Here is a 12,986-nt window from a genome sequence, read left to right on the forward strand (position 1 = left end):
CTTTTGAAGGACGCCATTGCCGGCCAAGAGGTCATGCGTCTTCCTCAGCGGGGAATACGATGCTGCTCATTGGATGAATGGTGACGGGAGCGCGAGGCGAAAGGGAACACTGACCGCCGCCGGCTCCCATAACGGTGGCCGACGTGCCGCCGTTCCTGCAGGTGCTGCGCGCGCGGCAGTCGACGTGATGAAGGAGTTCCGTGGCCTCGCCCCCGGCAGACCGAGGTCACTAACCGGATCGCAAAGACCGTCCGGGTCATCCATGACCAGGGGGAGCCTCACAGCGGGTTACTGACCGCAATCGTGTGAGAGCGAGCAATCGAGAACCAAATGCACAGATGCGATGCACGTGTTCAGCGCGCCCTTACAGCATACTGGACCCGACGCTGCCCATCCCGACTTTCGGTCATTCCGACAGCACGATCTGGCCCCGCCCGGTGAAAACCGGAGCGGGGTTTCCTTAACGCGTCTTTGCGCAGCGGTGTCTGCCGATCAGTAGCCGCGATAAACCGGGCGACCGTAGGGCCGGTAGTAGGGGCGGGCGTAAGGCCTCGCATAGCCAGGGCCATAGAAGCGGCGCGGGCCGTGATTGATGGAGCCGTTGCCGCGGCAGCGCCCGGTGAAGCGGTCAGGGTAATAGCCGAGGCCGCAATATCCCGCCGCCTTGGTCACAAGCCCGTTCTCCAACTCGCCGGCAGCCGGTGCAGCGGCGAATGGGGCTGCCTGTGCGGCACTGCCGAAGCCAATGGCGCTGGCCACGATCGCAATCGCAGAGAGCATTTTGTACGTCATCGTTTTCCTCCAAATCCAACCTTAGGCTGGGCATTTCGATGAGCCCAAGCCGTCGCTCCAAGGAACCTATACGCCAACTCGATGAATGCGGCATGAGGACCAGTCACCCTTCACCAGCCCGGTTCACACCACGGCGGATTCTGGTTTTCAATCGAACCAGCGACGAGGCGTGAATCCATAGACGGCCAGGAGCGCCAGCATCGCAAGCAGGAATGGCAGATCGTAGAGAAGCGCTAAGATCAGCAGGCCAAAGTAGCCGATGGCGGTCGAGGCCATGATAACCGCGACATACGGGCTCATTGCTTAGTGCCCTTCCGAGTTTCCCGCTGCCTGTTTTCACAGCTTGTCCAACTTGGTCATCAATCAGACGGTTCGGTGCATTCGGCACGATAATTCTATTTCAGCCTTGTACAAACGCATGGTTGCCCATACAAGGCTAGATGAAAAGAAATCTCAAGTTGTATAATTCAAGATCCAATGAAAAAATCAGCCGGACGCCTTATAAATAAGATTTCCGACGTCGTGTTATCTGTGTGGCCGGGTCGAAAGCTGCGAAGAATAGAAACTGAAATCGCCAGAATGGAGCGTATTATTGAAAAAGAAACAATGATGAGTTCACCTAAACAGGATGTAATTAAAAATGCAGAGATAGTGCTTCTAAAACTCAATGGCGACAAAACAAAATCGCGAAAGAAAAGTCGTCATACTATATAAATATTGTATAATAATAAAATTTTTCTGGTATTATGATATATAATACGTCAGTATATCATACAAGCACAATTGCCATTACCGTAAGAGTTCCTAAGTTGCATAGTCAGGTGCATGTCGGTGGAACGCCTCATCCGGTTATGGAAGTGCGGAGTAAGGCGGATCGAAATTTTGCCTTGTGGAACGAGGCGACGGCCCCCCCCCCGTAAGATCCCATCTTTCGGACAAGATGCGATAGGTTTCTGGCGTCCTTACTTGATACATCTACTCCGCAAGGCCGCGTGAGAATGAAAGCCCGTAGCCTGACGAGACATGCCCGTGAATACGCTAAGCTGATGCTACAGCCGGCCTTTCGATTTCCGAATTGGATTTGAAGCAGCGGAATATCCAACGGATCCCTAGCGCGCCAAGTGCGGTCGCTGCGCTCCAGCCCAACGCGCTATCACGCGGTAGGTACGTGATCAGCCCAAACCATATCTGATAGCTCAGCCATAAGAGTACGAGCCCCGCGATTCCCTTGAGGGGCCTTACGACATATCGCGATTGTGTCGGCACCATCGCTCTTGGCCCCCAAGTCCTGCCCATCCAGGCAGTTCGAGCTTCACCGTTAATATATGCGCGCTCGCACAGATGACGTGAGACAGGATCCTGCTCGAACATCCGTCTCGCCCAGTCGTTGGTCTCGTTGAAGACGCCAGCGAGGACACCATGACCGAGAAGAAAACGCCCCAAACCGATCAGGCAGGCCCAACGGCTGCGCCGGACGCTCAGGATCCGCTGAACGTACCAATGGATCAGGTCATCACGAAAACCTCGAAGATCGAAGGCAGCCATACCCAGGAAACCGTCGATCCGGCCGAGCGGCTGTCTGATGATCCCGAGGAGCAGAACGATCTCGCTTGACCCTCTGCATGCTGCGAATTCTGCCCCGCATGGCTTCGGCCACGCGGGGCATTTCGCTCATCGCTCAACGGGTCAGGCAGCCCCAACCTCGAATTCCATCCCCCGCCCGGGACCCTCGTCGGTATAATCGACCAGAACGTACCCGCGCTCAGCCAAACCCGCTTCGAGGATATCGCGGTGCTTCCGGTACATCTGGCCGATCGCCAGGGGGGTCAGCCGGGGGTTGCCGCGTCGCAACTGCTCGACGCCAATGCTGACCGGCGCTCCTTCGCGGTCGGCGATCCGAGCGAGGGCCAGCGCCAGATCGGCGGCCTTCGTCTCCGAGGCTGATTTCGCTTTGAACGCCATCGCGGTCCCCTTCCCTCAAGCCACCCGCAGGGCTGAGCCGGCTTACTCGAACCTTAGGCTTCGATAGCTGATCGAGGAAACCCAGCGGGCCTTATCGGCCAGTTCAATCGCAAACGCAGCGCTCCTTCGATGGTCGCGAAGGACGAGTGCAATCGTCGCCCCGAACGTGAGGCCGTCGTGCCGGCTCAAGCCGGCCTGCAGAAGAAGCGGACCCGGTCGACGAAGTTTGAGATGCTCAGTCCGCGCTTCACGGCACAGATGCGGAATGACCCAGCGCGCATGGTCGAAAGACAGATCCGTCGTGGCGACCCATCCGCGGGCCTTAACCCCTCGGCCTAATCCGAAGCACGAAGGCTGTTGATGAAACGCCTCGCTATCTCGCGCACAGCCTCATCATCTCGGGTGTCGTCATGAGCCTTGTCCCAAAGATGATCCACGCTGCGGTCGAGTTCGTCCAGTAAGTCCGGGTGGCGCTGGGCGACGAACCGAATCGTGCCAAACAGCAGATGCTCAATCGCGATTTCCCGGCGGTTCGCATCCGCGATCTTGTCCGAGGTCGGGGTGTGAGGCGCATTTGTCATAAACCCACAACGTAACGCACCCTCGCTAGGTTCGCCACGCGAACCCGGTACGAGTGCCGCAGCACCGTGCGTTTGCGGCACGCGAGACGAGGCAGATATCTCGACACAGGACTCGCGGCTCGAACGGTCATCCGCTGCGTCTAACGCTTCACCGTCCAGATCGGCACGGCACCGTGCGGTCGCCCCGGCACAGTCCGAAAGTATCGCGTCCGCTCGAAACGGATGAAGTCCGGCTCGACCTTCGACACGAGATCGCTACTCAGAACGAGGGCTCCGCAGAAATCGGAGCGGATCACGCCGAGTTCGGGGTGCACGCCGAACAAGTCCAGCGTCGTCCAGCCGAGACGGCCAGCCTCGTCGGCGTACTTGTCGAGGAAGTCCAGGGCCGCGGCATGGACGCCCTGCCAATTCTGTACCGTCAGCCCAGGGCAAGGGACCACATTAGGCTTCATGCTGAGGAAGGCTTCACGCCACGATTGGGGGCTGCCTCGTTCGATCTTGAAGGCGGGTGATGCAGACATGGGGTCCGGCAGTTGTGATGGGCCGGACGGAATAGGGGGCGCAGGATGGAGGCGCTATGCCCGATGCATCACAGGTGACGGCCCAAAGGCATCATCCAATCAGTCCGAAGCGGTGTAGGAGCTTCTGTCCATCAAGGCAGCGGCGAACGATTCCCGATGGCGGGCGTTTAAGGCCATGCTTGCGCGATCGCCCCCTCGACAGTCTCATTCCAGGGCATCGGCTATCGCCGATCGTTTCGAGGCTGGAGACGTCACGGCGGGGCTGACGCTCGCAGGCGCCAAGGATCATCCGGCCGTTCGAGCGCTAGGGCTAGCGAGCGAAATCGGAAGTTGGAAGTCGCTGCTCGCTCTGTCGGCTGGTGCTTTGGCCTTGGGCATCGTGAAGCGCGATCGTCGCCTCGCTGAGGCAGGGCGACATATGCTCCAGGCCGGTATTCTGGCGAGCGCCGTGAAAACGAGCTTGAAACGGACGGTGCATCGAACGCGCCCAAACGTTCTCATGGATGAGGGGATCTACGCGCGAGGGTGGCCTGGAACCGGCAACGGGCCATGGCAATCCTTCCCCTCGGGCCATTCCGCCCTGAGTACTGCGGTCGCTTGTGCCGCCGTTCGAGTCTATCCTGAGGTCAAGGGTGCCGCGTATGTCACCGCTGCCGGGGTTGTCGCAGCTCAAGTTCTACGCGGGGCGCATTTCCCCGCAGATGTGTTGACAGGCGCTCTGATAGGTCTTGCCGCAGAATCGGCGGTCAATAGGCTCACGACGCAAGGCCCGAGGACGCGTTCCTAGCCAAGGGCCCCCACAAATAGGTCGGCTCGCTCCGGCTGTCTCTCGCATCTCAACCTGTGCATGCAATGCACCGGCTCGTTTAGATTCATATCGCGACGGATCTGTTTACAGGACTGAGACAACCGGCGCGCGATAGTCATTCTGCCGGATCGCGCCGGGCTCCGGCCGCCACAACCTTCATCATGGTGTCGGGCAGCGGGCGCTGTAGCTCGAGGGCGATCTCGGTCGGCGCCTCGAGCCACGTCCGCCACTCCTCCGATGTCGTCAACAGGACCGGCATGGCCTTCGGGTGAACCGGGCCGACGATCCCATTGGCCTCTGTCGTGAGAAACGAGAACAGCCGGTGCTCGGCTTCCTCGCGGTCGGGGTTCTCGGCCTTGGTACCGCGCACGCCGGTCCAGGGACGCCAGATGCCGGCGAAGGCGAAGAGCGGACGGTCGTCATCGAGGGCGAACCACGTGGGCGTCTTCTTCGGCTTGGTGTCCGCGTACTCGCTGAAAGAGGAGACCGGGACGAGACAGCGGTATTCCGGCTTGAGCCAGGGCCGCCAATGCGGGCTCTTCACATTCCGGACGTTTGTGACCGGATGCTCGCCGTACTGCTTCGGACCTGGGATGCCCCATCGAAACATCTCGAGGGCCTGCCTGCCATCCTCGATCCGCACGATGGGCGCCATCTGGTCGGGGAAGATGCCCGGCATCCTCGGGAGGTTTCCGGCGCGATCCTCCGCAACGCCGAATGCCTCACGGATATCTGCCTGCGAGGTGATGAGGCTGTAGAGGTTGCACATTCCAGCACCATTCTGCCGCAGCTACGAACGGCCTTCTGTCACGTTAGCCGAGGCCCTCGGAAGGACAGACGATGACCTCAGACCCACGCACAGCCGGCCCCCGCCCGCCTTTCCCCGGCGACCAGCAGCAGGAACGACCTGGCTTGACCTCGAAGATGACGCCCGTGCCGGACCATGGTGAGGAGAGCTATGTCGGCAAGGGGTTGTTGATCGGCAAGGTCGCCTTGATCACGGGTGGCGACAGCGGAATCGGTCGCGCGGTGGCGATCGCCTATGCCCGCGAAGGAGCGGATGTCGCAATCTCCTACCTGTCGGTTGAGCAGTCCGATGCGGAGGAGACCGCTCGGTGGATCGAGAAGGCCGGCCGGCGTGCTCTGTTGCTGCCGGGCGATCTACGCGACGAGGCGCATTGCCGTGAACTCGTCGCTCGCACCGTCGAAGCGCTGGGTGGCATCGACATCCTGGTGAACAACGCAGCTGCGCAGACGGTCAACGAAGATCTCGACGACGTGACGTCGGAGGATCTCGAAGGGTCGTTCAGAGCCAATGTGTTCGCCATGTACTACCTCTGCCAAGCGGCGGTACCTCACATGAAACCCGGCTCCGCGATCGTCAATTCGACCAGTCAGCAGGCCAAGATCGCCGATAAGACGATGCTGATCTACGCAGCGACAAAGGGCGCCATCGCGAGCCTCACCATTGGCTTGTCGAACTTGCTCGCCCCCAAGGGTATTCGGGTGAATTGCGTGGCGCCCGGCCCGATCTGGACACCCATCCAACCCATCGTGAAAAGCCCGGAGCAGATCGAGAAGCTCGGAGAGGACACCCCCCTTGGCCGAGCGGGTCAGCCTGCCGAGCTCGCGCCGGCCTATGTCCTTCTGGCTTCGCGCGAGGGCAGCTACATGTCCGGCGCGTTGGTGCCGGTGACAGGGGGCACTCCCATGTTCTAGGCGGGCGGCACATCCCGGCATCGTCGAAAACGGCCGACACGTCACTGTGGGGCTGGACGAGTTCCGTGAGGCGGCGACTTGCCGGTAGCGGGGTGCGCGATCGACCTACAGACCTCTCTGAGCTGATTTCTTCTCTGTACAGGATCGCACCAAGTCGGAACTAGTACGGCCTCCTGGGCATGACCTCGTGTTCCTCCCCTGAACGGACTTCGCCCGCCCGGCTCATGCCGCGGCGGGCTTTTTGTTTCAGATGAACGCCTCACCGGTCATCGACGACTGGCTAGATGGGCACAATAATTCCATCGACCTCAGCAATATGCTCGCCGAGCACGCGATCACTGGCGTGTTGCCGCTCAGCTGCTTGAGCTCGTGCGATCGCTCGCTTCTTGGGTGACCAAGCATTTCTATAAGCTCGGTCATACACGTCAAATAACACTGGTCGCTGGCGGTCCCGGTTGCTCTTGGCCCTACCGCGGTTATCGCGTGCCGGGCTTTTTCTGTGGGCAACGGCATTCCTGCAATTTCAGCGAGCAGGGGAACGTGCGTTAACCAAATCAACGAGTTACCGTAAACGAAATCTTAACGTTATTGCCTGTGACCGCCCCAAGCGTGATATCAGGACAACCTGTGCGTATGGCCTCGGCCAGAAACCCGAAAGAGCCCGATCTTGTCAGCGTTCTTTAATTCGGACGGCTCGTTTCCGCTCCAGTTCCTGATCATCTTCGCCGTCATCTTCGCCGTGCTGGCTGCGATCGTGCTGGTCTTCCGGCGATTCTCGGGGAGGGGCATGGCGTTGGCCAAATCCGGCCCCCGCGGACGACAGCCCCGCCTCGGTATCGTCGATATCTACGAACTCGACAGACAGCGGCAACTGATCCTGCTGCGCCGGGACAATGTCGAGCATCTGCTTCTCGTCGGTGGCCCCAACGACGTCATCGTAGAACGCAACATCCATCGCGGCGCCGGCGCCCGCCTCCCTGTCGACGAAGTGGCCAAGGTCGATCCGCTTCAGGAGGAGTCGGCCTTCGAGCCCGCGCGGTCGACCGAGCCTCCGGTGTTCCAGGCGCCGGTCTTTCAAATGCCGGATCTGCAGCCGCCGGCCCCCCGTTCTCAAGTCTCGAAAGCTCAGGCCTACAGCGAGCCGAATTCACCGGCAGCGGCGCCGGATCTGGCGGCAATGCCCAAGCCGCGCGGCGATGATCCCGAAGAGCCGAAGACCGCTCCGAAGCCCAGCAAAGCCGACATCATCGCCGCAAAGGCGGCCCGTCGGAATCCGCCGCCGCTCGCGAACCTCAAGGCCGAAGCCCCCGACCGTCAGCGCCCCACGGAGACACGCTCGGATGCGGCCAATGAACCGGTGTCCTCCGCCCCAACGCCGAATGCCAATGAGGTCGTTGAAGCCCCCCCGGCCCCAGTCGCGCCACCGGTGACCGAGCCTGTGCGCACCGAGCCGCCGGTGCGTCCACAACCCACGGCGAAACCCGCCCCGATGGTCGAGCAGGTTCCCGCCGTTCCGCCGCCGCTGGCGCGGCCGACGAGTTCCCGTCCGGTGGATGCGGCGATCCTGTCCGACATGGCAAGGCAGCTCGAAGAGGCTCTTCGCCGGCCATCCGCCGCGATTTCTCCGTCGCCGCAGGCCGTGCCGCCGAAGGCATCCACGCCGCTGGCGGAGCCCAAGCCTGCGCCGAGGCCTGAGCCGGTTCTCGATCCGATGAAGACAGAGAAATCCGCCCCTGATCGGCCCGTGGATCCGATTGCGGCCGCCATGGCCGAGCCCGCAGATGCCGAACCGCCGCAGGCCGCGGTGCCTCCCAAGGCCGATCCATCGACGGTGAAGCCGAGCCGGGACGAGCCCGTTCCGAGTGAGTCTGCTCCCGACGGTCAGGACAAGAGCGAACCGGAAGTATTCTTGCCGGCACCACCATCTCCTATCCCAGCCGCTCGGGAGCCGGCGAGCAAGGAGCCGCTGGCCCCGCGGCGCGCCACTCCCGCCGCGCAGAATCCATTCTCCGTGGAGGAGATCGAGGCCGAGTTCGCGCGGCTGCTGGGGCGTCCCCTCGACAGGAAGGGCTGAGGGCGGCGCCTACTCCGCCGCAGAGCGTGACGGAAAGCCCTTTCCGTCATTGGCCAGTGTGGCCGGCAGGGCGAATGTCCCCTCGGTGGGTTCGTCCTTCCGCCCGATGAAACGGCCGAAGAGTCGGACGAAAAGGCGAGACAGGTCGTCGACCAGGACGAAGATGGCCGGCACGAAGATCAGCGACAGGCCGGTCGAGACGATGAGGCCGCCGATGACCGCGACGGCCATCGGCGCGCGGAATTCGCCACCGATGCCGAGCGCCATGGCCGACGGCACCATGCCCGCCGCCATCGCGATGGTGGTCATGACGATGGGGCGGGCGCGTTTGCGCCCCGCATCGATGATCGCGGTGGCGCGATCCACGCCCCGCGCCATTTCCTCGATGGCGAAATCCACCAGCATGATCGCGTTCTTGGTGACCACGCCCATGAGCATCAGGATGCCGATGACCACCGGCATTGAGATCGGCATGTGGAAGATCAAGAGACCGAGGATCGCTCCCCCGATGGAGAGAGGGAGCGAGAACAGGATGGTGAGCGGCTGCAGGAAGTTTCCGAACAGCAGCACCAGAACGCCGAAGACCATCATCAGTCCCGCACCCATGGCGAGGGCGAACCCTTCGAACACCTCGCCCATGATTTCCGCATCGCCGGTCTGGCTGATGCTCACGCCCGGCGGCAGGTTCTGCGCAGTCGGCAGCGCCATCACGGCTTCGATCAGGGTGCCCAGCGCGTCCGAGCCCTCCATGTCGGCCTCCAGGGCCACGCGGATCGAGCGGTCGTAACGGTCGATCGCCGTGGGACCGCGACCGAGGCTGAGATCGGCCACCGTGGAGAGCGGAACGGAGGCGCCCCCCTTCACCGGGACTTTCAGGCTCTCCAACTGGGACAGGTCTCCGCGCAGGGCGAGGGGCAGCTGCACCCGTATCGGCACCTGCCGGTCGACGGCGTTGAACTTGGCGAGGTTGGCGCCGATGTCGCCGATCGTCCCCACCCGCACGGTCTCGGCGATGAGGTCCGTGGAGACACCGAGATCGGCGGCGACGCCGGCTTTGGGGCGGATGCGGATCTCGGTACGGTCGAGCGGTGCCGTGGAGAGTACGTTGACGAGGTGGGGCACGGTGGCCGCCTCACGCTGCAACTGAGCCGCCGTCTCCGAGACGAGGCGCAGGTCCGGCCCCGAAATGATGAGCGCGAGATCGCGCTGCCCGCTGTCTCGCAGCGACCAGAACCGGATGTCCGGCTCCTCTCGCAGAATCGCACCGATGATCCGGTCGAGCTGCTTCTGCGTGCGATGACGGGCGTTCTTCGGCGTCAGGTTGATGGTGAAGCTCGCGAGCCGCACCTCCTTCTTGGCCGGCAACTGGCGGCCGCCATCCACGAATACGCTGCGGACTTCAGGCAGCGCCCTGATCTTGTCGACGATGCCGTCCGTGACGCGGGTGGTGTCGGCGAGGCGGGCACCGGGCGGCAATTCCACGACGAAGATCGTTCGTGCCGCATCCTCCGCGGGCAGGAAGCCGGCGGGCAGCAGCCCGGTGGACATGATCGACCCGGCAAAGCACGCGAGGCCGACGACCAGCGTGACGTATTTATGCCTGACGGACCAAGCGACCACGCGGGTATAGGCCCGCATCACAGGCCTCTCGCGCTCGTGATCGGGTCCGTGATCGCGCAGGAAATAGGCGGCGAGCAGCGGCGTGATGAGGCGCGCCACCAGCAGGGACATGAACACGGCCGCCGCGATGGTGAGGCCGAACTGTTTGAAATACTGACCGGCGATGCCGCTCATGAAGGAGACGGGTGCGAAGATAGCGATGATCGTCGCGGTGATCGCGATGACAGCGAGGCCGATCTCGTCGGCGGCTTCGAGAGCCGCCCGGTAGGCGGATTTCCCCATCCGCATGTGGCGGACGATGTTCTCGATCTCCACGATGGCATCGTCCACCAGAATGCCGGTCACGAGGGTGATGGCGAGCAGGCTGACGGCATTGAGCGAGAAGCCGAGGGTGCTCATGACCCAGAAGGTCGGCAGCACCGAGAGCGGCAGCGCGATGGAGGCGATGAGCGTCGCCCGCCAATCCCGCAGGAACAGGAACACGACGATGACGGCCAGCGCCGCGCCTTCGATGAGGCTCAGCATCGCCGAATGGTAGTTGCCCACCGTGTTGATGACGGAGGTGTCGATCAGGTCGAACCGGACACCGGGATTCTTCGTGCCGAGATCGGCGATCTTGCGAGCCACCGCGCTGGCGACCTCGGCATCGCTGGCGCCCGTCGCGCGCGAGATCGCGAAAGCCACCACCGGCTCGCCGTTGAAGCGCGCGAAGGTGCGCGGCTCCTCCGACCCGTCCACCAGCGTCGCCAACTCGTCCAGGCGGACCTTGCGGTTGCCCGGCACGACGATCGAGGTCTGGGCCAGGGTGTCGAGGCTGGCGGCACCGGCCAGCGTCCGGATCGACTGTTCCTGGCCGCCGAGTTCGCCGCGCCCGCCCGCCATGTCGGCCGAGGTGAGGCGGAGCTGGCGGTTCACGTCCGCCGCGGTGATGCCGAGTGCCAAAAGGCGGTCGGGCTTCAGCGTCACGCGGATCTCGCGGGCGACGCCGCCCAGACGCTCGACGCCGCCGACGCCCTTCACCCCCTGGACCTGCCGGGCGATCACGTCGTCGATGAGCCAGGACAGGTCTTCCGGCGTCATCGCCGGCGCCGAGGCGCCGTAGACCATGATCGGCAGCCCGGCGATCTCGACGCGGCTGATGATCGGCTCGTCGATGGTGCGTGGAAGCGTCACCCGCACTTTGGCGATGGCGTCCTTCACGTCGTTGACGGCGCGGTCCACGTTCACTTCGAGGCGGAACTCGATGGTGGTGGCCGAGACGCCCTCCGAGATCGTCGAGATGATGTGCTTGACGCCCTTCACCCCGGCAACCGCATCCTCCACCACCTTCGTCACCTGGGTCTGCAGCTCGGAGGGAGCCGCGCCGGCCTGGGTGACCTGGATCGCCACGATCGGGATGTCGATGTTCGGGAATTGCGTGATCGGCAGCGAGCGGAAGCTGACGAGCCCGAGGATCATCAGGACGAGGAACAGCACGATCGAGGTGATCGGCTTGCGGATCGCCCAGGCTGAGATGTTGAGGCGCATGGGCTGACGGGTCCGATTCTCAGCGCGACGTCACGGAGGCGGCGGCTTCGGCTTTCGGCTGCACCGGTCTGACCCGGTCGCCATGGCGAAGGAAGCTGCTGGCCCGCGCGACGACGGCCTCACCGGATTTCAACCCCTCGCGGATTTCCATGAACCCGTCCGCCGCGAGGCCGGAGACGACCTTGCGGGCCTCCACCGTGCCGTCATTCACCACGTAGACGAGGGCCGAGCCATCGATCCCGTAGAGTACCGCGGAGAGGGGGACGGCCACGGAATCGCGCCGCGCCACCTCGACCTTGCCGCGCGCGAAGGCGCCGATGCGCAGGGCCGGGTCGCGGTCGAGGCTGATACGGATCTTGCCGAGGCGCGTCAGCCGGTCGATCTCGGGGTCGATCCGTCGGACCTTGCCCGTCACGATTCGCCCCTGGTCCGCTTCGAGGCGCACGATGTTGCCGCGCTTGATCCGGGGCATCCAGGTTTCCGGCACTTCGCCTTCGAGTTCGATCTCGCCGCGCGCGATAAGCCGGAACAACGGTTCGCCCGTGGACGTCGCCGCCGCGCCGATCCGGGCGGTGCGGCGGCTGACGATGCCTCCGTCGGGTGCCTTGATGTCGGTGCGCGCGCGCTTGAGCGCGATCTCGTTGCTCTGCGCCCGCGCCGCCGAGAGATCGGCCTCGGCGAGTTGCAAGCCGCCCTTCGCCGCGGCGAGCCGGCCTTCGCCGCCTTGGGCTGCCGAGACCCGCTGCTCCAGCACCGCCGCCGTGGCGTTCCCGGTCTTGATGAGGGAGCGGGCGCGTTCCAGCGCGAGGTTGGCCTCGATCTGCGCGGCCTCGGATTGGACGATCTGGCTACGGGCCTGAACGATGGCCGCCTGCGCCTTGGCGATGGCGGCGGCGTTGGCCGCCTCCTGCGTGGCGATCATCTCCAACGAGAGCCGGGCCAGGACCTGGCCCTTCGTGACCTCTGCCCCTTCCTCCACCAGTAATTCGGTGATGCGGTAGCCCTCGATTTCAGGCGCCACCAAGATCTCGTCGCGCGGGACGAGCGTGCCGGTGACCACGGCCTGCTCGACGATTTCCCGGCCGGCGGCCGGCACGATGGTCACTGCCGGGGCTGGCGCGGTTGCGCCGCTCACCGGCGGCGCCTCAACCGCCCGAGCCGTCGAGGACAATGCCAAGAGCATGAGGATCGAGAGAAGCTGAAGCAGGCGCATGGAAACGTAGCTCACCGTTCAGCGGAGAAGTCTGGATGACCCAGGCGAAGCGAAGCCGCCGCGCTTGTCTCTTCTCTAAGACGCCGGCCTTTTCATGACGCACGATCAATAGAGGTTTCGCGCTGGCCTGAGCTTCGATCATCCGAGTCGCAGACTTGCGACGGCAGCT

13 protein-coding genes are annotated in these 12,986 nt (G+C 63.4%); 4 read left to right on the top strand and 9 right to left on the bottom strand.

Annotation, left to right across the window (positions count from 1 at the left end; all coding sequences use genetic code 11):
• Nucleotides 1-492: 492 nt before the first annotated feature.
• Nucleotides 493-792 (bottom strand): hypothetical protein, encoded by a 300-nt coding sequence (locus AC0IXR_RS11400; protein ID WP_471760766.1) that lies wholly within the window; start codon nucleotides 790-792, stop codon nucleotides 493-495.
• A 147-nt stretch (nucleotides 793-939) separates the two neighbouring features.
• The gene (locus AC0IXR_RS11405; protein ID WP_200919207.1) at nucleotides 940-1,092 is read right to left on the bottom strand and encodes a hypothetical protein; all 153 of its coding nucleotides are present in this window, start codon (nucleotides 1,090-1,092) and stop codon (nucleotides 940-942) included.
• A gap of 1,119 nt (nucleotides 1,093-2,211) precedes the next feature.
• Here AC0IXR_RS11405 and AC0IXR_RS11410 point away from each other — a divergent pair.
• Nucleotides 2,212-2,406, top strand: coding sequence for a hypothetical protein (locus AC0IXR_RS11410; RefSeq protein WP_471760767.1), 195 nt, complete (start codon nucleotides 2,212-2,214; stop codon nucleotides 2,404-2,406).
• A gap of 72 nt (nucleotides 2,407-2,478) precedes the next feature.
• Here AC0IXR_RS11410 and AC0IXR_RS11415 read toward each other — a convergent pair whose 3' ends face one another.
• From AC0IXR_RS11415 to AC0IXR_RS11425, 3 genes are all read right to left on the bottom strand, one after another.
• Entirely contained in the window at nucleotides 2,479-2,754 is a 276-nt protein-coding gene (locus tag AC0IXR_RS11415) for an adenylosuccinate synthase (protein WP_471760768.1), read from the bottom strand.
• A 335-nt stretch (nucleotides 2,755-3,089) separates the two neighbouring features.
• Nucleotides 3,090-3,335 carry a hypothetical protein gene (locus tag AC0IXR_RS11420; protein WP_056432602.1) on the bottom strand — a complete coding sequence of 82 codons (246 nt, stop codon included), beginning with the start codon at nucleotides 3,333-3,335 and terminating at the stop codon, nucleotides 3,090-3,092.
• 140 nt (nucleotides 3,336-3,475) lie between these two features.
• Nucleotides 3,476-3,856 carry a hypothetical protein gene (locus AC0IXR_RS11425; RefSeq protein WP_471760769.1) on the bottom strand — a complete coding sequence of 127 codons (381 nt, stop codon included), beginning with the start codon at nucleotides 3,854-3,856 and terminating at the stop codon, nucleotides 3,476-3,478.
• A gap of 418 nt (nucleotides 3,857-4,274) precedes the next feature.
• Between AC0IXR_RS11425 and AC0IXR_RS11430 the strand changes: the two genes are divergently transcribed.
• Nucleotides 4,275-4,643, top strand: coding sequence for a phosphatase PAP2 family protein (locus tag AC0IXR_RS11430; protein ID WP_471760803.1), 369 nt, complete (start codon nucleotides 4,275-4,277; stop codon nucleotides 4,641-4,643).
• A 136-nt stretch (nucleotides 4,644-4,779) separates the two neighbouring features.
• Here AC0IXR_RS11430 and AC0IXR_RS11435 read toward each other — a convergent pair whose 3' ends face one another.
• Nucleotides 4,780-5,433: an SOS response-associated peptidase gene (locus AC0IXR_RS11435; protein WP_471760770.1), complete on the bottom strand. Its 654-nt coding sequence runs from the start codon at nucleotides 5,431-5,433 to the stop codon at nucleotides 4,780-4,782.
• A 71-nt stretch (nucleotides 5,434-5,504) separates the two neighbouring features.
• On the opposite strand from AC0IXR_RS11435, the gene AC0IXR_RS11440 reads away from it, so the two are divergent.
• Together AC0IXR_RS11440 and AC0IXR_RS11445 are read left to right on the top strand one after the other, a co-directional pair.
• On the top strand, nucleotides 5,505-6,383 hold the full coding sequence (locus AC0IXR_RS11440) for an SDR family oxidoreductase (protein WP_471760771.1): 879 nt from the start codon (nucleotides 5,505-5,507) through the stop codon (nucleotides 6,381-6,383).
• A gap of 667 nt (nucleotides 6,384-7,050) precedes the next feature.
• Nucleotides 7,051-8,457: a hypothetical protein gene (locus AC0IXR_RS11445; protein ID WP_471760772.1), complete on the top strand. Its 1,407-nt coding sequence runs from the start codon at nucleotides 7,051-7,053 to the stop codon at nucleotides 8,455-8,457.
• 9 nt (nucleotides 8,458-8,466) lie between these two features.
• Here the strand turns inward: AC0IXR_RS11445 and AC0IXR_RS11450 are convergent, their stop codons facing one another.
• The 3 genes from AC0IXR_RS11450 to AC0IXR_RS11460 are packed head-to-tail and all read right to left on the bottom strand — an operon-like array spanning nucleotide 8,467 to nucleotide 12,959.
• Complete coding sequence (locus tag AC0IXR_RS11450; protein ID WP_471760773.1) at nucleotides 8,467-11,604, bottom strand: efflux RND transporter permease subunit; 3,138 nt, start codon at nucleotides 11,602-11,604, stop codon at nucleotides 8,467-8,469.
• Between the two features lie 19 nt (nucleotides 11,605-11,623).
• Nucleotides 11,624-12,817 carry an efflux RND transporter periplasmic adaptor subunit gene (locus AC0IXR_RS11455; protein WP_311274963.1) on the bottom strand — a complete coding sequence of 398 codons (1,194 nt, stop codon included), beginning with the start codon at nucleotides 12,815-12,817 and terminating at the stop codon, nucleotides 11,624-11,626.
• Nucleotides 12,750-12,959, bottom strand: coding sequence for a hypothetical protein (locus AC0IXR_RS11460; protein WP_424753651.1), 210 nt, complete (start codon nucleotides 12,957-12,959; stop codon nucleotides 12,750-12,752). The genes AC0IXR_RS11455 and AC0IXR_RS11460 overlap by 68 nt, the downstream gene beginning before the upstream one ends.
• Between the last annotated feature and the right edge of the window lie 27 nt (nucleotides 12,960-12,986).

The sequence above is a fragment of the Methylobacterium sp. AC832 genome, assembly GCF_979256025.1.

Excerpts from the sequence above, each read along its gene's own strand:
- AC0IXR_RS11420 (WP_056432602.1), bottom strand. The coding sequence starts at position 3,335 with ATGACAAATGCGCCTCACACCCCGACCTCGGACAAGATCGCGGATGCG.
- AC0IXR_RS11455 (WP_311274963.1), bottom strand. The coding sequence starts at position 12,817 with ATGCGCCTGCTTCAGCTTCTCTCGATCCTCATGCTCTTGGCATTGTCC.
- AC0IXR_RS11410 (WP_471760767.1), top strand. The coding sequence starts at position 2,212 with ATGACCGAGAAGAAAACGCCCCAAACCGATCAGGCAGGCCCAACGGCT.
- AC0IXR_RS11415 (WP_471760768.1), bottom strand. The coding sequence starts at position 2,754 with ATGGCGTTCAAAGCGAAATCAGCCTCGGAGACGAAGGCCGCCGATCTG.
- AC0IXR_RS11405 (WP_200919207.1), bottom strand. The coding sequence starts at position 1,092 with ATGAGCCCGTATGTCGCGGTTATCATGGCCTCGACCGCCATCGGCTAC.
- AC0IXR_RS11440 (WP_471760771.1), top strand. The coding sequence starts at position 5,505 with ATGACCTCAGACCCACGCACAGCCGGCCCCCGCCCGCCTTTCCCCGGC.
- AC0IXR_RS11400 (WP_471760766.1), bottom strand. The coding sequence starts at position 792 with ATGACGTACAAAATGCTCTCTGCGATTGCGATCGTGGCCAGCGCCATT.
- AC0IXR_RS11425 (WP_471760769.1), bottom strand. The coding sequence starts at position 3,856 with ATGTCTGCATCACCCGCCTTCAAGATCGAACGAGGCAGCCCCCAATCG.
- AC0IXR_RS11450 (WP_471760773.1), bottom strand. The coding sequence starts at position 11,604 with ATGCGCCTCAACATCTCAGCCTGGGCGATCCGCAAGCCGATCACCTCG.
- AC0IXR_RS11430 (WP_471760803.1), top strand. The coding sequence starts at position 4,275 with ATGCTCCAGGCCGGTATTCTGGCGAGCGCCGTGAAAACGAGCTTGAAA.
- AC0IXR_RS11435 (WP_471760770.1), bottom strand. The coding sequence starts at position 5,433 with ATGTGCAACCTCTACAGCCTCATCACCTCGCAGGCAGATATCCGTGAG.
- AC0IXR_RS11460 (WP_424753651.1), bottom strand. The coding sequence starts at position 12,959 with ATGATCGAAGCTCAGGCCAGCGCGAAACCTCTATTGATCGTGCGTCAT.